19 protein-coding genes are annotated in these 20,407 nt (G+C 71.3%); 10 read left to right on the top strand and 9 right to left on the bottom strand.

Features of this window, described 5'->3' with window-relative positions; all coding sequences use genetic code 11:
• Positions 1 to 352: 352 nt before the first annotated feature.
• The 5 genes from FGX59_RS01230 to FGX59_RS01250 all read left to right on the top strand — a co-directional run bounded on the left by FGX59_RS01230 (position 353) and on the right by FGX59_RS01250 (position 5,030).
• A complete protein-coding gene (locus FGX59_RS01230; RefSeq protein ID WP_138464550.1) occupies positions 353 to 1,975 on the top strand; it encodes an FAD-dependent oxidoreductase in 1,623 nt (540 codons plus the stop codon).
• Positions 1,968 to 2,180 (top strand): DUF2783 domain-containing protein, encoded by a 213-nt coding sequence (locus FGX59_RS01235; protein ID WP_240722199.1) that lies wholly within the window; start codon positions 1,968 to 1,970, stop codon positions 2,178 to 2,180. The genes FGX59_RS01230 and FGX59_RS01235 overlap by 8 nt, the downstream gene beginning before the upstream one ends.
• An 83-nt stretch (positions 2,181 to 2,263) precedes the next feature.
• Positions 2,264 to 3,277: a TRAP transporter substrate-binding protein gene (locus FGX59_RS01240; RefSeq protein WP_138464552.1), complete on the top strand. Its 1,014-nt coding sequence runs from the start codon at positions 2,264 to 2,266 to the stop codon at positions 3,275 to 3,277.
• A complete protein-coding gene (locus FGX59_RS01245) occupies positions 3,274 to 3,723 on the top strand; it encodes a TRAP transporter small permease (RefSeq protein WP_138464554.1) in 450 nt (149 codons plus the stop codon). The genes FGX59_RS01240 and FGX59_RS01245 overlap by 4 nt, the downstream gene beginning before the upstream one ends.
• Entirely contained in the window at positions 3,720 to 5,030 is a 1,311-nt protein-coding gene (locus FGX59_RS01250) for a TRAP transporter large permease (RefSeq protein ID WP_138464556.1), read from the top strand. Before FGX59_RS01245 ends, FGX59_RS01250 begins: the two co-directional genes overlap by 4 nt.
• A 936-nt stretch (positions 5,031 to 5,966) precedes the next feature.
• On the opposite strand, the gene FGX59_RS01255 is transcribed toward FGX59_RS01250, so the two are convergent.
• The 4 genes from FGX59_RS01255 to FGX59_RS38545 are packed head-to-tail and all read right to left on the bottom strand — an operon-like array spanning position 5,967 to position 8,602.
• Positions 5,967 to 6,398 carry a cytochrome c gene (locus FGX59_RS01255; RefSeq protein ID WP_171060467.1) on the bottom strand — a complete coding sequence of 144 codons (432 nt, stop codon included), beginning with the start codon at positions 6,396 to 6,398 and terminating at the stop codon, positions 5,967 to 5,969.
• Positions 6,399 to 6,427: 29 nt separating this feature from the next.
• Positions 6,428 to 7,810: a multicopper oxidase family protein gene (locus tag FGX59_RS01260; protein WP_138464560.1), complete on the bottom strand. Its 1,383-nt coding sequence runs from the start codon at positions 7,808 to 7,810 to the stop codon at positions 6,428 to 6,430.
• A 1-nt stretch (position 7,811) separates the two neighbouring features.
• A complete protein-coding gene (locus tag FGX59_RS38540) occupies positions 7,812 to 8,246 on the bottom strand; it encodes a cytochrome c (protein WP_370295661.1) in 435 nt (144 codons plus the stop codon).
• A 53-nt stretch (positions 8,247 to 8,299) separates the two neighbouring features.
• Positions 8,300 to 8,602 (bottom strand): hypothetical protein, encoded by a 303-nt coding sequence (locus FGX59_RS38545; protein ID WP_240722200.1) that lies wholly within the window; start codon positions 8,600 to 8,602, stop codon positions 8,300 to 8,302.
• Between the two features lie 146 nt (positions 8,603 to 8,748).
• On the opposite strand from FGX59_RS38545, the gene FGX59_RS01270 reads away from it, so the two are divergent.
• The 4 genes from FGX59_RS01270 (at position 8,749) to FGX59_RS01285 (ending at position 14,988) form a co-directional block, all read left to right on the top strand.
• A complete protein-coding gene (locus FGX59_RS01270; protein ID WP_138464562.1) occupies positions 8,749 to 9,114 on the top strand; it encodes a hypothetical protein in 366 nt (121 codons plus the stop codon).
• Between the two features lie 110 nt (positions 9,115 to 9,224).
• Entirely contained in the window at positions 9,225 to 11,402 is a 2,178-nt protein-coding gene (locus FGX59_RS01275) for an efflux RND transporter periplasmic adaptor subunit (protein ID WP_138464564.1), read from the top strand.
• Positions 11,399 to 14,578: an efflux RND transporter permease subunit gene (locus FGX59_RS01280; protein ID WP_138464566.1), complete on the top strand. Its 3,180-nt coding sequence runs from the start codon at positions 11,399 to 11,401 to the stop codon at positions 14,576 to 14,578. Before FGX59_RS01275 ends, FGX59_RS01280 begins: the two co-directional genes overlap by 4 nt.
• A gap of 41 nt (positions 14,579 to 14,619) precedes the next feature.
• Entirely contained in the window at positions 14,620 to 14,988 is a 369-nt protein-coding gene (locus tag FGX59_RS01285; protein ID WP_138464568.1) for a copper-binding protein, read from the top strand.
• A gap of 276 nt (positions 14,989 to 15,264) precedes the next feature.
• Here the strand turns inward: FGX59_RS01285 and FGX59_RS01290 are convergent, their stop codons facing one another.
• The 3 genes from FGX59_RS01290 to FGX59_RS01300 form a co-directional block, all read right to left on the bottom strand.
• The gene (locus tag FGX59_RS01290; RefSeq protein WP_138464570.1) at positions 15,265 to 15,888 is read right to left on the bottom strand and encodes a transmembrane anchor protein; all 624 of its coding nucleotides are present in this window, start codon (positions 15,886 to 15,888) and stop codon (positions 15,265 to 15,267) included.
• Positions 15,889 to 15,901: 13 nt separating this feature from the next.
• The gene (locus FGX59_RS01295; protein ID WP_240722205.1) at positions 15,902 to 16,540 is read right to left on the bottom strand and encodes a HupE/UreJ family protein; all 639 of its coding nucleotides are present in this window, start codon (positions 16,538 to 16,540) and stop codon (positions 15,902 to 15,904) included.
• 115 nt (positions 16,541 to 16,655) lie between these two features.
• Positions 16,656 to 17,012: a hypothetical protein gene (locus tag FGX59_RS01300; protein WP_138464574.1), complete on the bottom strand. Its 357-nt coding sequence runs from the start codon at positions 17,010 to 17,012 to the stop codon at positions 16,656 to 16,658.
• A 280-nt stretch (positions 17,013 to 17,292) separates the two neighbouring features.
• Between FGX59_RS01300 and FGX59_RS01305 the strand changes: the two genes are divergently transcribed.
• Positions 17,293 to 18,609 (top strand): MFS transporter, encoded by a 1,317-nt coding sequence (locus FGX59_RS01305; protein WP_138464576.1) that lies wholly within the window; start codon positions 17,293 to 17,295, stop codon positions 18,607 to 18,609.
• Positions 18,610 to 19,068: 459 nt separating this feature from the next.
• Here FGX59_RS01305 and FGX59_RS01310 read toward each other — a convergent pair whose 3' ends face one another.
• Together FGX59_RS01310 and FGX59_RS01315 are read right to left on the bottom strand one after the other, a co-directional pair.
• Positions 19,069 to 19,524, bottom strand: a complete 456-nt coding sequence (locus FGX59_RS01310) for a MarR family winged helix-turn-helix transcriptional regulator (RefSeq protein WP_138464578.1) — start codon at positions 19,522 to 19,524, stop codon at positions 19,069 to 19,071.
• A 70-nt stretch (positions 19,525 to 19,594) separates the two neighbouring features.
• Entirely contained in the window at positions 19,595 to 20,332 is a 738-nt protein-coding gene (locus FGX59_RS01315) for a tellurite resistance TerB family protein (RefSeq protein WP_138464580.1), read from the bottom strand.
• Positions 20,333 to 20,407: the final 75 nt, after the last annotated feature.

A 20,407-nucleotide genomic window follows, 5' to 3' on the forward strand; every position in this document is an offset into this window, starting at 1 on the left:
GGCAGAGCTCAGCCGGAGGTTCCGGGCGCCGAACACGGGAGCCTCGGGCCCGGCCAAGGGTCCTCCTTCGCCATCTTCAGGGCCGCAGAGGCCCAAAGACCGGAGGCAGGGCTCTCGCAGCCCGGCGCCGGACGCCGCACGGGGCCCGCGGGGCCTCATGCGCAACGCAGACGGGTCCCCGGGCAGCTTCCGGATCCCGCCGGCCAAGCGCTCCGGCGGGGCGTCCGGCTGCCGGGCCCGCCCCCTGACCCTGTCCCGCGCCGGGCCTGACCCGGCGCCTCGTCTGCCACAATCACCCGGGCGCCATGCCGCGCCCGGCCGGGAGAGGCGTGCCGCCACGCCGGGAGGAGCCATGAAAGACTTCGTCGCACCGCGCTACCAGCTCGCGTACAAGCTGTACCCCTACCTCAAATCCCCCGATCAGGACCTCGAAGCCCCCGCGCGCCATCCGGTCGTGGTCATGGGCGGCGGGCCGATCGGCCTGGCCACCGCGCTCGATCTCGGCCGCCGGGGCATCCCCGTGCTGGTCCTCGACGACCACGAGGGCGTGGGCATGGGCAGCCGCGCCATCTGCTTCGCCAAGCGGACGCTCGAGATCTGCGACCGGCTGGGCGCGGGCGACGAGATGGTCGCCAAGGGCGTGCAGTGGAACCTCGGCAAGGTCTTCCATGACGACCGCCAGCTCTACGAGTTCAACCTCCTGCCCGAGGCGGGGCACAAGCACCCGGCCTTCATCAACCTCCAGCAGCCCGCCTTCGAGAAGTTCCTGCATGACGCCATCCTGCGCGCCCAGGCCGCGGGCGCGCCGATCGAGATCCGCGGCGCCAACCGCGTCGATGCGGTGGAGACCGGCGAAGACGGCGTGACGCTCGACCTGATGACGCCGGACGGGCCCTACCGCATCATGGCGGACTGGCTGATCGGCTGCGACGGCGCGCGCTCGCCCTTGCGCGACATGCTGGGGCTCGGCTTCGAGGGACGGGTCTTCGAGGACAACTTCCTGATCGCCGACGTGAAGATGACCGCGGATTTCCCGACCGAGCGCTGGTTCTGGTTCGAGCCGCATTTCAAGTCCGGCGCCTCCGCGCTCCTGCACCGCCAGCCCGACGATGTCTGGCGGATCGACTTCCAGCTCGGCTGGGATATCGACCGCGAAAAGGAGCTGGAGGAGGCGAATATCCGCGCCCGCATCGACGCGATGCTGGGCGAGGGGACGGAATACGAGTTGGTCTGGACCTCGATCTACACCTTCCAGTGCCGCCGGATGGAGAGGTTCCGCCATGGCCGCGTGCTTTTCGCGGGCGATGCCGCGCATCAGGTCAGCCCCTTCGGCGCGCGGGGCGCGAATTCCGGCATCCAGGATGTCGACAACCTGGGCTGGAAGCTCGCCGCGGTGATCAACGGCGCGGCGCCCGAGAGCCTCTTGGACAGCTACGATGCCGAGCGCGTCCATGGCGCCGACGAGAACATCCTGAACTCGACAAGGGCCACGGATTTCATCACGCCGAAGAGCCCGGTCAGCCACATGTTCCGCAATGCGGTGCTCGACCTGGCCGAGACCATGCCGTTTGCGCGGACCATCGTGAATTCCGGGCGGCTCTCCGTGCCCTGCACCTATGACGGCTCGGACCTCAACGGTCCCGACCATCCGGCGATGCCCGCCCGCACCCGACCGGGCAGCCCGGTGCCGGATCTGGCGCTGGGGGAGGGCTGGCTGCTGACGGCGCTGGCCGGGGAGGGCTTTACCCTGCTGGGGATCGGCACGCAGGTGCCCGCCGCGCTCGAGGGCGCGGGGCTGCCAGTGACGGGCTTTTCCATCCCGGCGGAGACGCCCGAGGCGGGCCCGCGCTTCCTCGCCGCCGCCGCCGCGGCCGTCTACCTGATCCGCCCCGACCAGCATGTGGCGGCCCGCTGGGACCAGTTCGACGAGGCGGCGGTGCTGGCCGCGGCAAGGAAGGCGCTCGGCCATGATTGAGACATCCATCGAGGGAACCCGCATGCTGACCACCGCCCCCAATCTCGGCGATCCCGACGAGGCCTATGCCCGCCTGATCGCCGCCCATGACGGACTGCCCGAGGCCGAGAGCCACGCGATGAACGCCCGGCTCATCCTCATCCTCATGAACCATGTCGGCGACCAGAAGGTGCTTGACGAGGCGCTGGCCCGCGCCCGCCGCTGAGCCGGGACAAACGCGCGACCCGGCGGGCGGGGAGGCCCGCCGGGAGAACAGGAAGAGACCGGACAACTCTCAGGGAGGATCCCATGTCCAGATTCACGAGCTTCGCGGCCACGGCCGCTCTGTGCCTTGCCGCCGGCTCCGCCATGGCGGAAGAGCTGGTGCTGTCGAGCTGGCTGCCGCCGCGCCATCCGATCGTCGTCAACGCCATCGAGCCCTGGGCCGAGGAGGTGGAGACCGTCACCGATGGCCGCGTCACCGTCCGCGTGCTCAGGAAGCCGCTGGGCAGCCCGGCGGCGCATTTCGACATGGCCCGCGACGGCGTGGCCGACATCACCTACGGGCTGCACAGCTTCACCGAGGATGACCGGTTCAAGGGCGCCGAGCTCGGCCAGTTCAGCTTCCTCGGCGACGACGCCGTGGCGAATTCCCGGGCCTTCTGGTCGATCTACACCAGCCGCCTCGGCGCCGGGGAGGAACATGCGGGGACCAAGCTGCTGGGCCTCTTCATGCACGGGCCGGGGCTGCTGCATAACAACAAGATGGAGATCACCCAGGTCTCCGACCTCCAGGGGATGAAGATCCGCGTGCCGGGCGGCTATGCCGCCGACCTGATGGCCGGGCTCGGCGCGACGCCGCTCTTCATGTCCTCTCCGGAAGTCTACGAGAAGCTCAGCCGCGGCGTGATCGACGGCGTGGCCTTCACCTACGAGGCGCTGACCGCCTTCCGCCTGACCGACGACATCAAGTACTCGATGACCGTGCCGGGCGGCATCTACAACACGACCTGGTTCCTGGTGATGAACGAGGCCAAGTGGGATGGCATCTCGGCGGAGGACCAGGCGGCGATCGAGGCGATCTCGGGCGAGGCCTTCGCCGAGCGCGTGGGCAAGGCGTGGAACGATGCCGATGCGGCCGCCGAGGCCGAGATCGAAAAGGCGGGCATCCTGCTCTATCCCGCGCCCGCGCCGGTCGAGGAGGCGATCCGCGCGCAGGCCTCCAAGCTCGAGGCAGCCTGGGCCGACACGCTGGATGACGACCGCGACGGGCTGGCCGCGCTGGCCGCGTTCCGCGGGATGACCGGCGCCGCAAGCGAATGACCCGGACCTTCTTCGCCGTCCTCCGCGGGCTCTCGGCGCTGCTCATCGCGGCGCTGATCCTCGTGACCGTGACCGACGTGATCGGCCGCTACATCCTGAACGCGCCTTTGCCCGGCGCCTTCGAGCTGACCCAGATCCTGCTGGCGCTGCTGGTCTTCACGGCGCTGCCCCTGACCACCGCGCGGCGCGAGCATGTCGAGGTCGACCTCCTGGCCCATGTCCTGGCGCCGCGCGTGATCCGGGTCTTCGGCATCGTCGCGGCCGTCGTCACCGCCCTGTCTCTGGCCTTCTTCGCGCTCCGCCTCGGGATCGTCGCGGAGGACCAGGCCGCGACCGGGGCCAGGAGCAATGCGCTCGGCCTGCCGATGGCGGTGATCGCGGGCGCGGGCGTGGCAAGCTGCGCGGTCTCCGCCGTGATCGCCCTGGCCGGAGCGCGCAATCCATGACCGCGTCGCTCATCGCCTTCGCCCTGCTTCTGGGCCTTGCGTTCCTGCGGGTGCCGATCGCCTTCGCCATGGCGCTGACCGGGGCGGCGGGCTTCGCGCTGCTGCGCGGTCCCGAGGCCGCCGGGGCCATGGTCGGCAATGCCGTCTTCGAGACCGGGCTGAGCTATTCGCTCTCGGTCGTGCCGCTCTTCATCTTCATGGGCAATGTTCTTGCCGCCTCGGGCATCGCGCACGGGCTGTTCTCGGGGGCCGACCGGCTTTTCGGGCGGTTCCGCGGCGGGCTTGCCATGGCCACCGTGCTCAGCTGCGGCGGCTTCTCGGCGGTCTGCGGCTCGTCCCTGGCGACCGCGGCCACCATGTCGAAGGTCGCCATGCCCTCGATGCGCCGCTTCGGCTACCATGACAGCCTGTCGACCGGGGCGATCGCCGCGGGCGGCACGCTGGGCATCCTGATCCCGCCCTCGGTGATCCTGATCATCTACGGCATCCTGACGGAAAGCGACATCGGCAAGCTCTTCGTCGCGGGGCTGCTGCCGGGGGTGCTGGGCATCGCGCTCTACCTGCTTGCCGTGCTGGTCGCGGTGCGGATGAACCCGAAGCTCGCGCCGCCGGTGTCGGAGACCGTGCCGATGTCGCGCCGCGACACGATGGGGGTGCTGGGCACGCTGGGGCTCTTCGTCTTCATCATGGCGGGGATCTACGGCGGGTTCTTCACCCCGATCGAGGCGGCGGGTATGGGGGCGGGCGCCTCGCTGCTGATCGCCTTCGGCATGGGCCAGATGAGCCTCGCCGCGCTGGGGCGGGCCTTCGCCGATACCGCCTCGGCCACGGCGATGATCTTCGCGATCATCATCGGCGCCGAGATCTTCGGCAATTTCGTCAGCTTCGCGGGGCTGCCTGACGCCATTGCCGACCTTGTCTACGATCTCGACATCAATCCCTGGCTGGTGATGCTGGTCATCGTGGCGATCTACCTGGCGCTCGGCACCGTGTTCGAGAGCCTGTCGATGATCCTGCTGACCGTGCCGGTCTTCTATCCGGTGGTCGAGTACCTGCAATTCGCCTCGCCGATCCTGCGCGATCCCGAGCATGTGGTGATCTGGTTCGCCATCATCGTCGTGGTCGCCACCGAGATCAGCCTGATCACCCCGCCCGTGGGGATGAACGTCTTCGTGCTGCGCTCGGTGGTGCAGGACGTGAAGCTCGGCACGATCTTCCGCGGCGTGTTCTGGTTCTGGGTGGCCGACATCCTGCGGATCGCGCTGATCGTGGGCGTGCCCTCGCTCTCGCTCTGGCTGGTCGGCTAGGACCGCGCCGCGCCCGGGCATGTCCGGGCGCGGCGCCTTGCCTGATATCCGAGCGAAGGCAGGCTGGACGGCAGGTCTGCCGCCCGCGCGGCCGCTGCCCTGCCGCCGCAGCGGCGCGGGCCTGGCCGTGCCGGCAAGAGGGCGCCCGGCGCGGCGCCGCAGGCGGGGCCCCGGGTCCGGGCGGCCGCCAGCTTCGTCAACGGCGGCGACGGATCGCTGCGCCAGATGGCGCTCGCCGGCCTTCATCGCGCCTCCGCCGCCGGAGCATGCCGCGGAGGCCGGACCGCTTTTGTCGTGCCCGGGCCAGCGGGTCGCCGAGTCCGGTCCATGCCGCCGGCCCGGCCCTGCACGGAAAGAGGACCGATCGCTGCCTCGCCCGGCCGACAAGAGGAAGCGGTGCAGCCAGCCGGTCCGTCCGGTGCCCCGGCTCAACTGTGATCGCATCCTGGCGGAGGGGTCCGAGCACTGCGCCGCCTCCGCGGTCCGGCGGGCTTTCGCGGCGGGGGAATGGCGGTGGCGGGATCGTCCTGCCGAGCCTCGGGATCGAACGGGCAGGCAGGCGCCCCTGCCCGCGGGCATCGGCGCCGCCGCAGGGCGGCCATCCCGGAAAGCATCCGGATCGGCCCCGAATTCCGAGCGGCATCTCACTGGGCAGCAATAGTGCCGCTGCCCCCCTTGCTCGGGCATTTGCACGGCCGGCGACCGGTCGGCCTCTCTGCCGCGGATCGGGGCGGCCCTAGATGTCTCGGGGCCGCCTGCGGAGGCGCAGCGGCAGAGACGCCCGTCATGCGCCGCCTTCGCGCCGATCGTCATGCGGCAGGCGGAACCGCTGGCGGCCGCGGGTGCGCTGGACGGGGCGGGCCTCCTGCGGGCCGGAGCCTGGCGGTCCCGGGAGACGGGCGTTCCGCCTGCCGAGAGGTCAGCGCCGCGCCGCGGTCATTCCCGGTGGACGCTGTGGCAGCCCTTGCAGGCGCCGCCGAGATCCCGCAGCGCCGGGCCCAGCCCGTCCGCGTCCGCGATCTCCAGCCCGGCAGCCGCCAGGCGCAGCGCTTCGGCCCGTGCCGAGAAGTCGTCCCAGTCCTCCCAGATGGCCGGACGGGCTTCGGATTGCGGCACCGTCACCTTGTCCCGGAACTGCGCGGGGATGCGGCCGGCCTCTTCCGCGAGCAGCGCCAGCGCGTCCTGCGCCGCCGCCGCATCGAAGGGCCGCTCGCCCTTTGCCATCGCGCCCAGCGTCTTCAGCTGCATGCCGAGCGATTTCATCCCGTGCATCCGCGCCATTACCACCGGGTCGGTCACGCCGTTATGGGCGGTCACCGGCACGGCTGCCGCCAGCGTGACGGCGGCGGCAAATCCGAAAGCCTTCATGTCGTCTCCTCTCATTGCGGTCGGGCCCCTCAGGCCACCTCGATCCAAGTCGTCATGCCGGACGCGGCGTGGCCCAGCATGTGGCAGTGCAGCAGCCACTTGCCGGGATTGTCCGCGACAAGGGCGATCTCCGTGCTTTCGCCGGGCAGCACCAGCACCGTGTCGCGCATCGGCCCCTGGCTGCCGTCCCGCGCCACCACGCGGAAATGCATCCCGTGCAGGTGCATCGCATGCGGGAACACCGTGGCGTTGCCGAAGCGCAGCCGCACCGCCTCGTCCAGGGAAAGCCGGGCGAACGGGTCCGCGCCCGGGCCCGCCTGTCCCGCCAGCGCCCAGTACTGGCCGCGCGCGGCCAGCGCGCCGACGTCGAGCTCCGCACCCTCGAAACGCGCAGACTCCAGGCCCCGCATCGCCCCGCCCTGAAGCGGCATCGCGAGGCTGCGCACGCCGTCGAGGACCGGCCGGTCCATCCGCGGGTTGGGCGGCAGCGGCGCAGGCGCCTCCCGCGGGCGCGCCGCCAGGCGGCCTGTCACGCGGACCCCGGCCAGCGTCTTCCAGCCGTCCTGGCCTGCCTGCATCAGCAGCCCGGCCGGAACGCCGTCCTGCGCGGTGACATCGACGATCAGGTCCGCCCGCTGGGCGGGGGCCAGAACGATCTCCGCGGTCACCGGCTCGGGCGTCTCCAGCGGCATGCCGTCCAGCGCCACGGTCCAGCCCGCGAGCCCGTCGAGCCGCAGCACGAAGATCCGCGCATTGGCGGCATTGACCAGCCGCAGGCGCAGCCGCTCGTGCTGCTTCGCCTCGAGCGCGAAGTCCCAGCGCCCGTTGACCCCGGCAAGGTTGCCCAGCCGCCCGCCATGGCTGCGCGCCATCGGGCTGGCGAAGCCATCCGCCAGCTGGCCGGTCTCCGGGTCGATCAGCCAGTCGTCGATCATCAGCAGCTCGTCGCGGTCGATATCGGGCGGCGACGGCTCGTCCACGACCAGGGCGCCGGAGAGGCCGCGCGCGACCTGCTCCATCGAATTCGCATGCGCGTGGTACCAGTAGGTCCCGGCATCGGGCAGCGCGAACGCGTAGTCGAAGCTGCCGCCCGGCGGCACCGCGTCCTGGGTCAGCCCGGCCACGCCGTCCATCGCGTTGTCGATGCGCAGGCCGTGCCAGTGCACCGAGGTCGGCACGTCCAGGCGGTTCTCGAGCCGCCGCGCCATCCGCGTGCCCTGCGGCGCGCGGATCAGGGGACCGGGGACGGAGCCGCCATAGCTCCAGACCCCGGTCGCCGGATAGCCCTCCGGGGCGAGCTGCACGCTGGCCGGCATGGCGGCGAGTTCCGCGGGCCCGGCAAATGCCGGGCGGGCGAGCGGCAGGGCGGCGAGGCCGGTGCAGAAGCCGCGGCGCGACAGGGGAAGGCTCATGTCAGTCGATCCCGTTGGCACGCTGCAATTCGCGGATATAGGCGATGATCGCGGTCACGTCGCCGCGGGTCACGGCCGGCTGCGGGGGCATGTCGCCGAAGCGCCAGTGATGCGCGCGGACGCCCCGGGCCGCGGCCATCTGGAAAGCCATGTCGGCATGATGGCCGGGCTCGTAGATCACATGCACGAGCGGCGGGCCGGAGCCCTGCCGACCGACGGCATTCTCGCCATGGCAACTGGCGCAGACGGCGTCGAAGGCCTGCTTGCCGGTCCTGGCGGTGGCGGACAGATCGGCGGGCAGGTCGATCTCGACGATCGGCTCGCCCGGGGCGGGTCGCCCGGAGGCGGGCAGGGCGGGCGGCTCGGGGCGCAGCAGCTGGTAGGCGGCGGCGCCGGTCACGGCTGCCGCGGCGAGGAGAAGCACGGGTTTCTTCAAGGTGTCGATCCTGGTCTGGTTCCGGAAGCGGGGACATGTCGGAAACGGCAGGATCAGGTGCGGGGCGGCGGCGGATCGGTTCCGGCGGAGCGCGACGGCACGGCAGGGGCGGCCGGCAGGACGGCATGAACCGCGCGGCGCGATGCGGCACGGGCACAGGCAGGCGGAAGCGGCAGCGCGGCGGGACAGCAGGCCTGGGCATGGTCGCAGGACGCCGCGGCGGGGTGTGCCGCCCCGGTCCCGCCCGCGCAGGCGGCGCAGCTGCCGTGATCCATCGCCATGGCCGCCGTCGGCGCGGCGGGAAGCAGCCCCAGCACAAGCAGGGCGGTGAGGGCGATGATGCGGATGGCGTGCAAGGGCTCTCCTTCTCCGGCCCGGCATATCGCAGCCCGGGCGTCCCCGCGTCAAGCCCGGCGGCGCCTGCCGGGCGCTGCTGCCGCAGGTTGCGCGAATCCCGTTGCCTTTCCCCGGCGATTGCGGTCTCATCCGCGCCATGCGCCGGATGACCTGGACCAGAGCCTGCCGTTTGCTGGCCGCGCGGATCGTATCCGTCGCGCTGGTGCTGGCCGTGCTCGCCCAATCCGTCCCGGTAGCGCTGGCCGCCCCGCATCATCCCGGCCCGGTGGCCGCGGAGATGCACCATGCCGGACATGCGATGCTTCACGGCAAGCCGGGCAAGCCCGCGCTTCCGGCCAAGGAGATCGCCGGCTGCACCGGGGTGATCTGCTGCACCGGCGGCATGCTCGTCCCGGCGCCGGTTCCGGGACCGCAATCCTGGATCCTCTTCGCCTACTGGGTGCCCGAGCCGGTCTCGCATGTGCCCGGCCCGCCCGGAGGGCCCGAGCGCCCGCCCCGCGCAGCCGCCTGAGGGCGGCATCCGTTCCGCCCTGACCTGCCGGACCCTGCCGCGCCCCTGATCCGGGCCGCGGTCCGGGACCGGTGCATCCCGGATTCAGGACAGGCACGCGAGGCAATTCCATGCGCGGACGCTATCAGGCCCTGGCGGTACTCGCCCTGGGCGCAGGACTCGGGGGCGGCGTGGCCCTCGAACGCTACCATCTTTCCGCCCCCAGCGCGGGCAGGGGCGACGGCCCGGAGATCCTCTACTGGGTCGCGCCGATGGACCCGAACTACCGCCGGGACGCGCCCGGCAAGTCGCCGATGGGCATGGATCTGATCCCGGTCTACGAGGGCGGCGAGCCCGCGGGCGACCCGGCGGAGGTGATGCTGTCGGCCGCCGAGATCAACGCCATCGGCGTGCGCACCGCGGTGGCGCGCCGCGAGGAGATCGCGCAGGAGATCCGCACCGTCGGCTTCGCGGACTGGGACGAGCACCGCACCGCCCATGTCCATACCCGCGTCGAGGGCTGGATCGAGCGGCTGGAGGTGCGCGCCATCGGCGACCGGGTGCAGGCGGGCGACCTGCTCTTCGAGCTGTTCTCGCCCGAGGCCGGGGCCGCGGCGGCGGAGCTGGTGCGCGCGATCGAGGACCGGCCCGGCGGGCGGATCGCCGAGATCGCGAAGAACCGGCTGCGCAGCATCGGCTTCTCCGAGGCGCAGATCACGGAGATCTCGGAGACGCGCCAGACGCCGCGCAACATCCGCATCCTGGCGCCGCAGGACGGCGTGGTGGTGGCGCTGGAAGCGGCGGAGGGGATGTATCTCAAGCCCGACATCCGCGCCATGACCCTGACCGATCCGGGCCAGATCTGGCTGATCGCGGAGGTGTTCGAGCGCGACCTGGGACGGCTAACGCCCGACATGCGCGCCGGGATCCGCTTCGACTCGCTGCCCGGCGAGGTCTTCGAGGGGCGGATCGACTACATCTATCCCGAGCTCGACACCGTGACGCGCACCCTGCCGGTGCGGCTGGTGCTGGGGACGGCGGGCGGCAAGCTGCGGCCGGGCATGTTCGGCGCCGTGCGGCTCCTGCCGGCAGCCGCGCAGGAGGCCGTCACCGTGCCCTCGGAGGCGCTGATCCGGACGGGACGCGCCGAGCGGGTGATCCTGAAGACCGGGGAGGGCAGCTTCCGGCCGCGGCTGGTGGCCACGGGGCTGCGCGACAGCTTCGGCGCGGGCGGGCGGACCGAGATCGTGCAGGGGCTGGCGCCCGGAGAGGAAGTGGTCGCCTCGGCACAGTTCCTGATCGACAGCGAGAGCGTGCTGAATGCCGGAATGATGCGCATGGCCCCGACCGAGGAGGCCCCGGCGCGGGGCCGGGGCGGGATCGTGAAGGTGGATGCCGCCGCGCGGCGCGTGACGATCCGGCACGGGGCGATCGAGGCGCTGGACTGGCCCGCGATGGAGACCGTCTTCGCCGCGGCGGCCGGGCTGCGCCTCGACCGGCTCGTGCCGGGCGAGGCGGTGGCCTTCACCCTGGTGCGCGGCGCCGACGGGCTTCTGGCGCTGTCGCGGATCGGCCGCGACGACGGCGTTGCCGCGACCGGGCATGGCACGGCACAGGCAGTGACGGCGGAGGGACGGCTGAGCCTGTCGCACGATCCGATCCCGGATCTCGGCTGGCCCGCCATGACCATGGACATGGAGCTGAAGGGGGTGGACGCGGCGTCGGTGCCGCTCGGCGTGCCGGTGGATTTCGACCTCGCGGAGAATGACGCGGGCATGTACGCCATCGTGGCCGTGCGCCCTGCCGGAGAGCGTGCCGGCGCCCCGGCGCCCGCTCCGGCTGGCGCTCCGTCGCGGAGGATAGAGACGACCGGCACGGTCAACAGCGTCGATGCCGCCGCGCGGGTGGCGAATGTCACGCATGGTCCGATGACGCAGATCGGCATGCCGGGCATGACCATGGACTTCCCGCTGGCCGAAGGGGTGGACCCGGAGGGCCTGCCGCTCGGGCAGGAGACCGGGCTGAGCTTCGTGCAGGACGCCGGCATGAGCTTGCGCCTCGCGGCCGTCGCGCCGCCGGTGCGGATCATCGAGGCGACCGGCACGGTCAACAGCGTGGACGCCGCCGCGCGGGTGGCCAATGTCACGCATGGTCCGATGACGCAGATCGGGATGCCGGGCATGACGATGGATTTCCCGCTGGCCGAGGGCGTGGACCCGGAGGCCCTGCCCGTCGGGCAGGAGATGCCGCTGCGCTTCGCGCAGGGGGCCGACATGTCGCTGAGGCTGACCGCAGGAGACGCGCCGTGATCCCCGCCGTCATCCGCTGGTCCATCGCCAACCGGCTGATGGTCCTGCTCTTCGCCATCGTGCTCGGTGCCGCCGGGATATGGGCGCTGAGGACCACGCCGGTCGACGCGATCCCGGACCTGTCCGAAGTGCAGGTGATCGTCCGCACCCCCTATCCGGGGCAGGCGCCGCAGGTGATCGAGGACCAGATCACTTATCCGCTGGCCACCGCGATGCTCGCGGTGCCGGGCGCGGTCGACGTGCGCGGCTTCTCCTTCTTCGGCGACAGCTATGTCTACGTGGTCTTCGAGGAGGGCACCGACCTCTACTGGGCGCGCTCGCGCGTGCTGGAATACCTGGGCCAGATCAACTCGCGCCTGCCCGAGGGCGTCTCGCCGGAACTGGGTCCGGACGCGACCGGGGTCGGCTGGATCTATCAATACGCGCTGATCGACCGGACCGGACAGCATGACATCGCGCAGCTCAGATCCTTGCAGGACTGGTGGCTGAAATACGAGCTGCAGACCATCGACGGCGTCTCCGAGGTCGCCACGATCGGCGGCATGGTGCGGCAGTACCAGGTGGTGGTCGATCCCGACCGGCTGCGGGCCTACGACCTGACGCTGGGCCAGATCCGCAGCGCGATCCGCGATGCCAACCGCGAGACCGGCGGCAGCGTCATCGAGATGGGCGAGGCCGAGTACATGGTCCGCGCCACCGGCTATGTCGACGGGCTCGACGACCTCGCCGCGGCGCCGCTCAAGGTGAACGGGCGCGGCGCGGCGCTGACGCTCGGCGACGTGGCCGAGATCCGCATGGGCCCAGAGATGCGCCGCGGCGTCGGCGAGTTCGACGGGCTGGGAGATGCCGCGGGCGGCGTGGTGATCATGCGCTGGGGCGGCAACGCGCTGGCCACGATCCGGGCGGTGGAGGAGAAGCTCGGCGAGCTGCGCCCGACCCTGCCCGCGGGCGTGGAGATCGTCACCACCTATGACCGCTCCGGCGTGATCGAGCGCGCCATCGAGAACCTCTCCCACAAGCTCGCCGAGGAATTCCTTGTCGTCGTGCTGGTCTGCGGGCTGTTCCTGCTGCACCTGCGGTCGTCGCTGGTGATCGTGCTGTCGCTGCCCTTGGGCATCTGCGCGGCGCTCCTGGTCATGCGGTTGCAGGGGGTGAACGCCAATATCATGTCGCTCGGCGGCATCGCCATCGCCATCGGCGCCATGGTGGATGCGGCCATCGTGATGATCGAGGCGATGCACCGGCGGATCGAGACGGAGCCGCTGACGAAGGAGAACCGCTGGCGGATCGTGGCGGAGACCTGCTCCGAGGTCGGCCCGGCGCTGTTCTATTCGCTCGCCATCATCGCGGTCAGCTTCCTGCCGGTCTTCGTGCTGGAAAGCCAGGAGGGGCGGATGTTCAAGCCGCTGGCCTTCACCAAGACCTATGCGATGGCGGCGGCCTGCATCCTGTCGGTCACGCTGGTGCCGGTGCTGATGGGCTGGTTCGTGCGCGGCCGCATCCTGCCCGAGCGGAAGAACCCGGTGAACCGGCTCTGCATCTGGGCCTACCGGCCGTTCCTCGATGCCGCGGTGGCCTGGCCCTGGGCGACCTCGCTGCTCGCGGTCGCGGTCGTCGCCTCGATGGCCTGGCCGCTGCAGCGCATCGGCACCGAATTCATGCCCGAGCTGAAGGAGGGCGATTTCCTCTACATGCCCTCGCTCTATCCCGGCGTCTCGATCGGCAAGGCGCGCGAGGTGCTGCAGCAGACCGACCGGCTGATCGGCACGGTGCCGGAAGTCGCGACCGTCCATGGCAAGCTCGGCCGCGCCGAGACCGCCACGGATCCGGCACCGCTGACGATGATCGAGACCACGATCCAGTTGAAGCCCGAGGCGGAGTGGCGCCCCGGCATGACGATGGAGGGCATCCGCGCCGAGCTTGACCGCATCGTGCAGGTGCCGGGCGTGACCAATGTCTGGATCCAGCCGATCAAGAACCGCATCGACATGCTCGCGACCGGCATCAAGACGCCGGTGGGCGTCAAGGTCACCGGCGCGGACCTGTCGGAGATCGAGAAGATCGCGGTGGAGGTGGAGCGCGTGGTGGGCCACATCGACGGCACCGCCTCGGCCTATGCCGAGCGGCCGGTCGGCGGGCGCTTCATCCAGATCGACGTGAACCGGGCGGAGGCGGCGCGCTACATGCTGTCGGTCGCCGAGGTGCAGGAAGTCGTCCAGACCGCGATCGGCGGCATGCAGGTCTCGGAAAGCGTCGAGGGGCTGGAGCGCTATCCGGTCAACCTTCGCTATCCGCAGGACTGGCGGAACAGCCCCGAGCGGCTGCGCGACCTGCCGGTCGTCACGCCCTCGGGCGCGCATGTGCCGCTGGGTGCCGTGGCCGAGATCAGCGTGGTCGACGGGCCGGGGATGATCCGGTCGGAGAATGCGCGGCGCACCGGCTTCGTCTTCATCGACATCGCCGGGCGCGATCTGGGCAGCTATGTCGCCGAGGCCCGCGAAGTGGTGGCGCGCGAGGTGGTCCTGCCGCCGGGCTATTCCATCGCCTGGTCGGGCCAGTACGAGTATATCGAGCGGGTCCGCGCGCGGCTGGTCCTGGTCGCGCCGGCGACGCTGCTGACCATCGCGCTGATGCTGTTCCTCGCCTTCAAGCGGGCGACCGAGGTGGCGATCCTGCTGGCCGCTCTGCCTGTCGCGCTGGCCGGCGGGGTCTGGCTGGTCTGGTTCCTCGGCTTCGACCTGTCGGTGGCGGTGCTCGTCGGCTTCATCGCGCTGGCGGGCGTGGCGGTGGAGACGGCGATCGTCATGCTGCTCTACCTGAACCTCGCCTGGGAGAAGCGCCGCAAGGCCGCGCACGGGACCGGACGCCGCCTGACCCGGGACGATATCGAGGAGGCGGTCTTCGAGGGCGCGCTCCTGCGCGTGCGGCCGAAGGTGATGACCGTCGCCACGATCTTCGCCGGGCTGATCCCGATCATGTACGGCTCCGCCACCGGGTCCGAGATCATGCAGCGCATCGCCGCGCCGATGGTCGGCGGCATGGTGACGGCGACGCTCCTGACCCTCTTCGTCATCCCCGCGCTCTTCGTGATCTGGAAGCGGATCACGCTGGGGCGCGCCAACCGGACCCCCGCCGGACCCCGTTCCGGCGCAGGTCAGCTCCAGCCCGGCGAATGACCGCCGGGCCCCTTTCCACGCACATCCCAAGGAGAAAGAAGATGCGCGCGATGCTTGCAACCCTGGCCCTGGGGCTCTGCCTCGGCCCGTCCGCCTGGGCGCAGATGTCCCAGTCCGGCATGGATCACGGCGACATGCCGATGGAGGCCGACGAGATGCCGATGGACGCGGAAGACATGCCGCACATGGTCGGCGCCGATGCGGTGGTGAACTCCTTCGGCGACGGCACGGTCAATGTCACCCACGGCCCGATCCCCGAGATCGGCTGGCCCGCCATGACCATGGACATGCCGCTGATGGAGGGCTTCACGGTCCCCGAGGGCATCGAGCCGGGCGACCATGTGCGGATGATGCTCGGCCAGGACGGCGAGGGCATGTACGGCATCGGCGGGCTCGACCCCGCCGAGTGACGCGGCAGGACGGGGCCGGGTCCGCGCCCGGCCCCGCTTCCCGGCGGGGCCCGGTCAGCCCGGAAACCTCGCCAGCCAGCCGCGCGGCGGCTTGCCGGGACTGCGGCAGGATCTGCGCCTGGGCCCGGAAGGCGCGGCGATGCCGGCCGCGGTCTCCGAAGGCATCGCGCCTGGCGGCCAGGCGCAGCGGATGCCCGGCCTGTCCGGCGCGGGCGCGATCCGGCCCTCCGGGCGATGCGACGGCGCGGGGCCGGTGAGGGACCGGCCCCGCCGCTTTCAGCGGATCTCGAAGAATTCCGAGTAGTCGCCCGCCACCTGCACGGTGACGGTGACCGGGACCTTGTCGCGGTTGCGGAAGAACCAGCCATGCTCGCCCTCGAAGGGCGCGATCAGGCCGCCCTCGGAGCCGGCGGAGCCGCGGCCGCGCTCGTAATTGGCGGTCTCGCCGCCGCCATGGCCGTGCAGGTCGTAATTGACCCGCCCGCCCTCGACGGTGACGCGGTACTGCGCCTGATCGCCCTGCGCCATCATCATCTTCCACTCCGCCGAGGCGCCGGGCTCCAGCGCGAAGGTGACCTCGTCGCGCCAGGCCGGGGCCTCCTGCGCATGGGCCTGGCCCACGAAGAGCCCCAGAAGCCCGTCGAGCAGGCTGGACTGTTCCCCGGCTGCGGGCGCAATCTGGCGGTCGGCCTCGGCCTCCTCCGCAAGCTGGCTTTTGATCTCGCCCATCTCGGTCAGGCCGAGCACGCGGCCCGCACCGGTCGGGTCGATGCCGTATTCCGCGGGCAGCACCACGGTGACGAGAATCGCCGCGGCCGAGGCCGCCGCGATCAGGGTGGAGCGCAGGAGCTGGGCTGTGCTGGGCAGTTCCTCGAGGCTGGGACGGTGGCTGTTGAACATGGTCTGTCTCCCTTCAGGCGACGAAATAGCCGGTGATCTGGTAGCCCATGAGGATGAACCCCATGCTCATCATCACCACGTTTGCGGTATAGGCTTGGGCCATGAAGTTCGGCGCTCTGCGCCAGAAGCCCATGACGATCAGGATCACGGCCAGCGCCATCAGCTGCCCGATCTCGACGCCGGCATTGAAGGCCAGCAGGTTCGGCAGCAGCCCGTCCGGCGCGATCCGGTACGCCAGGATCTTGCTCGCCAGGCCGGTGCCGTGGACGAAGCCGAAGATCAGCGTCGCCGCCCTGGTATCCGGCTGCACCCCGAACCACCGCTGGTAGGCGCCCAGGTTGTCGAGCGCCTTGTAGACGACCGACAGGCCGATGACCGCATCGACGATGTAGCTGTTCACGCCCCAGCCGAACCAGACGCCGAGGAGCATCGTGGTCGAATGGCCGAGGGCGAAGAGGCTGACATAGAGCCAGACCTCCTTCATCCGGTAGAGGAAGAAGACCACGCCCGCGAGGAACAGGATGTGGTCGTAGCCGGTCACCATGTGCTTGGCGCCGAGATAGAGGAAGGGGACCAGATGGACCCCCCAGATTTCCTGGATGTAGCCCGCATCGCCTTCGGTGACGTCATGGGCGGCGGCGCCGGTCGCCATCGCGACGGCTGCCAGCGCGGGCAGGAGCGGCCGCAGCCGTCCTGTCGCATCTGCGAATTGCATGTGGTTCTCCTTGAAAGGCCGTTTTCTGCCGAGGGGTCCCTTGCGGGACATGTCAGGCCCGCGGCGGCCGTTCGAGGCGGAAGACGGGCGGCGTCCAGTGCGCCAGCGACGGGGCGTGCCAGAGGGCCGTGACCTCGGCCGGGACCACCGCCCCGCGATGCGCGGGCAGCACCGCCTGGATATGGTCGTGATCGGCCTGGTCATGGCTGTGGCCGTGCAGGGCCCAGGCGATGTCCTCCTCCAGCCCGTGGCTGTGGCCGTGATCCGCGATCATCGCGGCATGATCGGAGAGCACGCGCAGCAGCTTCGGCACATGCGGCGAAGGGAACAGCTGGGCCGCGAGCAGCGCGAGCGCACAGGCCGCCGCAGCGATGCCCGCCGCGCCTCCTCTGCCTCTTCGTGCCGCCATGCCGGGCCCTCCTGCCTGCCTTGCCGTCTCCCCCGGAGGAGGGTACCCTGCCGTTGTGCCAGACCCGCATCGCCATGCAAGCCACCCCAAGGTCGTAGCCCGGCTGACGCGCGCCGGGGGCCGGCCGCGCGCGGCCATCGGCGTGATCGCGCAGGGCCGCCCCTGCTTCGGTCCCGCCGGCAGCCGCAGCCGGCGTCAAGCGCCGGGCAGGCGGACCGCTGCCCCGGGGCCGGGGCGCCTGGCGAGATGCGGGCCGTAACCCGCCATTTCCGAGAGCATCATGCTGGCCATTCTCGCCGACCGCACCTACCGCCACCTCTTCCTGGCCCAGATCGTGGCGCTGCTGGGCACCGGGCTTGCCACCGTGGCGCTGGGGCTTCTGGCCTACGACCTCGCGGGCGGGGGCGCGGCCATGGTGCTGGGCACGATCTTCACCATCAAGATGGTGGCCTATGTCGGCATCGCGCCGGTGGCCTCGGCCGTCGCCGAGCGGGTGAACCGCCGGCGCCTGCTGGTCGCGCTGGACCTGGTGCGCGGCGCGGTGGCGGTCTGCCTGCCCTTCGTCGCCGAGGCCTGGCAGGTCTATCTCCTGATCTTCGTTCTCCAATCGGCCTCGGCCGCCTTCACCCCGGCCTTCCAGGCCACGATCCCCGAGGTGCTGCCCGACGAGGCGCGCTATACCCGCGCGCTGTCGCTGTCGCGGCTGGCCTACGACCTGGAGAACATCGCCTCGCCCGCCCTCGCGGCGCTGCTGCTGGCGATGGTGAGCTACGACGCGCTGTTCTTCGGCACTGTCGCGGGCTTTCTCGCCTCGGCGGCGCTGGTCGTGTCGGTCGTGCTGCCGTCTCCCCGGCCGGGACCGCGCCGCGGCATCTACGACCGCACCACCCGCGGCATCCGCATCTACCTGGCAACGCCGCGGCTGCGCGGGCTGCTGGCGCTGAACCTCGCGGCGGCGGCGGCCGGAGCGATGGTTCTGGTGAATTCGGTGGTGCTGGTGCGCGCCGAGCTGGGGCTGGGCGACAGCGCGCTGGCCTGGACGCTCTTCGCCTTCGGCGCGGGCTCCATGACGGCGGCGCTCGCCCTGCCGCGGCTCCTCGACCGGCTGCCCGACCGGCCGGTGATGCTGGCAGGCGCTGCGCTGATGGCCGCCGCGCTTCTCGGGCTCGCGGCGGCGGTCGCTGTCGCGGGCCCCGGCTGGCCGGTGCTTCTCGCTGCGTGGACCGCGGCCGGGCTGGGCTATTCGGCCGTGCTGACCCCCTCGGGCCGCCTGCTGCGCCGTTCCGCCCATGCGGGCGACCGCCCGGCGATCTTCGCCGCGCAATTCGCCCTGAGCCATGCCTGCTGGCTTCTGGCCTATCCGCTGGCCGGCTGGCTGATGACCGGCTTCGGCACGGTCCCCGCGCTCGTCTCACTGGCCGCGCTGGCGGTCCTTGGCATCGTGCTCGCGCTGATCCTCTGGCCCGCGGAGGAGGCCGAAGCGCTGGAGCACACCCATGACGACCTTCCCCTCGAGCATCCCCATGTCGAGGGCCGCCGCACCCACAGCCACCCCTTCGTCATAGACGACCTCCACCGCCACTGGGGACGGCCCTGAAGGCCGGGTCGCGGACCGGTCCAGGTGCTGGGCCCGGCCTTCAGGGTCGTCCCCAGTGGCGGAACGATGCTCCAAATGGCGCCGCGCTGGTCCGTCGAACAGCGGCTGGCACCTTCCCCTGTCGCGGGGCCAGGGCCGCTGCAGGACGCATGCATGCGGGGAAAGGGAAACCGCGGCTTTCGGCCGTCTTGCGCAGGACCGCCGCATGGAGCGCCAGCATCGAAGGTGCCGCCAGGGACTTCCGGCATTGCGGCGCTGAAGGAGCATGCCGCGCGCGGATGGCGGCCACGACGCGCAGGAGGCTGGCGCGGGCAAACGTGCGGCGGCCCGTTCCGGGCCCGCGGGCGCGGCGGGCTTCGGCGGACGGGATCGCGGGCGTCCCGGCCAGCTTCGATGGCAGGCGGACTGCCGGCGCGGATCCGAAGGTGATCCGGCAAGGCCGCGCGGGGACCGGTGCGATCAGAGCTCCGGGCTGCCCTCCGGCGGGACGGGCAGGGCGTCCATCGCGCGCAGCAGCGCGTCGAGCCCCTGCTCCAGCGCCGCGCGGTCGCCCGGGTCCAGCCGGGCCAGCGTCTCCGCCGCCATCGCCTCCACCTGCGGGAAGGCCGCTGCGAAGAGCGCGCGGCCGTCCCCGGTGATCTCGAATTCGCGCAGGCGGCGGTCATTGGGCGCGGTGCGGCGCGTGATCAGCCCGCGCTCTTCCAGCCGCTGCGAGGCGCGCGTCACCTGCACCTTGTCGAGCGTCGTGCGCCGCGCCAGGACGCTCGAGTCGATCGGGCCGTCCTTGACGAGGAAGAGAAGCCGCCATTCCTCGCGGCTGAGCCCGAATTCCTGCCCGTAGACAGAGGCCAGGCGGCGCGAAAATCCCTCGGCCGCGATGGCCAGGCGGTAGGGGAAGAAGGTCTCGATCTGCATGGGGTCTCCGGCCGTGTCCGGATCGTTGCAGCGGAAACGGCCGGGGGTTGTCAAGATGCGGCGGCGCCTCTTACGCCAGCTGCGTCCGCGCGGCCTCCGCTTCGGCGTCGAGATAGCCGCGCAGCCCCGCATTCAGGCCCAGACGCGCGGCGAGGCTGTCGAGATAGCGCGCCTCCTCCGGCGTGTCCGGATCGATCGAGAGGACCGAGGCCAAATAGAGCTCGGCCCGCTGCGCGTCGCTCCCGGCCAGGCCGGCGATCGCGGCCGGATCGGACGGCGCGGAGAAGAAGTCGAAGAGCGCGCCCTTTTCCTCGGGGCCGAGCTCCATCGCCTCGATCTGGGCGCGGATGGCGCGGTGCTCGCCGGCATCGACATGCCCGTCCGCCTGCGCCGCCGAGATCATCGCGCGCACCAGCGCCAGGCGGAAATCCTGTCCGGGGGCCTGCGGATCCTGCGCGGGATCGAACCCGGTCTCCGGCGCGGGCAGGGTCGGGGCAGCGGTTCCCGCCGCCGGGGGCCTGCCGCCCTGCCAGTCGCGATAGGCCTTGTAGGCCAGCCCGCCGACCACCGCCATGCCGCCATAGGTCAGCGCCTTGCCGCCCATCTTGCGCGCCTTCTTGGAGCCGAGCGCCATGGCGATCAGCCCGCCGGCTGCCGCGCCGCCGGCCAGCCCGCCCGGCAGGCTGCCCTTCAGGCTGTCCGCCAGTCCGGATCCGCTGCTGCCCGGGCGCGCGGCCGGCAGGCTCTGTTTCAGGGACTGGCCCGCACTGGATCCCAGAAAGCCTTCCAGGAGCTTGGTGACATCCATCGTCTGATCCTTTTTCATCACGTGATGACAAGGAGTTGTGAACGCGGGCCCCGCGCTTCAAGTTCGGATCGCGAT

This window comes from Poseidonocella sp. HB161398 (genome assembly GCF_005870025.1).
Lineage (GTDB): Bacteria > Pseudomonadota > Alphaproteobacteria > Rhodobacterales > Rhodobacteraceae > Mangrovicoccus.

What these genes read in the sequence shown, in the direction of transcription:
- FGX59_RS01230 (WP_138464550.1), top strand. Translation starts at nt 353, where the DNA reads ATGAAAGACTTCGTCGCACCGCGCTACCAGCTCGCGTACAAGCTGTAC.
- FGX59_RS01235 (WP_240722199.1), top strand. Translation starts at nt 1,968, where the DNA reads ATGATTGAGACATCCATCGAGGGAACCCGCATGCTGACCACCGCCCCC.
- FGX59_RS01240 (WP_138464552.1), top strand. Translation starts at nt 2,264, where the DNA reads ATGTCCAGATTCACGAGCTTCGCGGCCACGGCCGCTCTGTGCCTTGCC.
- FGX59_RS01245 (WP_138464554.1), top strand. Translation starts at nt 3,274, where the DNA reads ATGACCCGGACCTTCTTCGCCGTCCTCCGCGGGCTCTCGGCGCTGCTC.
- FGX59_RS01250 (WP_138464556.1), top strand. Translation starts at nt 3,720, where the DNA reads ATGACCGCGTCGCTCATCGCCTTCGCCCTGCTTCTGGGCCTTGCGTTC.
- FGX59_RS01255 (WP_171060467.1), bottom strand. Translation starts at nt 6,398, where the DNA reads ATGAAGGCTTTCGGATTTGCCGCCGCCGTCACGCTGGCGGCAGCCGTG.
- FGX59_RS01260 (WP_138464560.1), bottom strand. Translation starts at nt 7,810, where the DNA reads ATGAGCCTTCCCCTGTCGCGCCGCGGCTTCTGCACCGGCCTCGCCGCC.
- FGX59_RS01270 (WP_138464562.1), top strand. Translation starts at nt 8,749, where the DNA reads ATGACCTGGACCAGAGCCTGCCGTTTGCTGGCCGCGCGGATCGTATCC.
- FGX59_RS01275 (WP_138464564.1), top strand. Translation starts at nt 9,225, where the DNA reads ATGCGCGGACGCTATCAGGCCCTGGCGGTACTCGCCCTGGGCGCAGGA.
- FGX59_RS01285 (WP_138464568.1), top strand. Translation starts at nt 14,620, where the DNA reads ATGCGCGCGATGCTTGCAACCCTGGCCCTGGGGCTCTGCCTCGGCCCG.
- FGX59_RS01290 (WP_138464570.1), bottom strand. Translation starts at nt 15,888, where the DNA reads ATGTTCAACAGCCACCGTCCCAGCCTCGAGGAACTGCCCAGCACAGCC.
- FGX59_RS01295 (WP_240722205.1), bottom strand. Translation starts at nt 16,540, where the DNA reads ATGGCGACCGGCGCCGCCGCCCATGACGTCACCGAAGGCGATGCGGGC.
- FGX59_RS01300 (WP_138464574.1), bottom strand. Translation starts at nt 17,012, where the DNA reads ATGGCGGCACGAAGAGGCAGAGGAGGCGCGGCGGGCATCGCTGCGGCG.
- FGX59_RS01305 (WP_138464576.1), top strand. Translation starts at nt 17,293, where the DNA reads ATGCTGGCCATTCTCGCCGACCGCACCTACCGCCACCTCTTCCTGGCC.
- FGX59_RS01310 (WP_138464578.1), bottom strand. Translation starts at nt 19,524, where the DNA reads ATGCAGATCGAGACCTTCTTCCCCTACCGCCTGGCCATCGCGGCCGAG.
- FGX59_RS01315 (WP_138464580.1), bottom strand. Translation starts at nt 20,332, where the DNA reads ATGGATGTCACCAAGCTCCTGGAAGGCTTTCTGGGATCCAGTGCGGGC.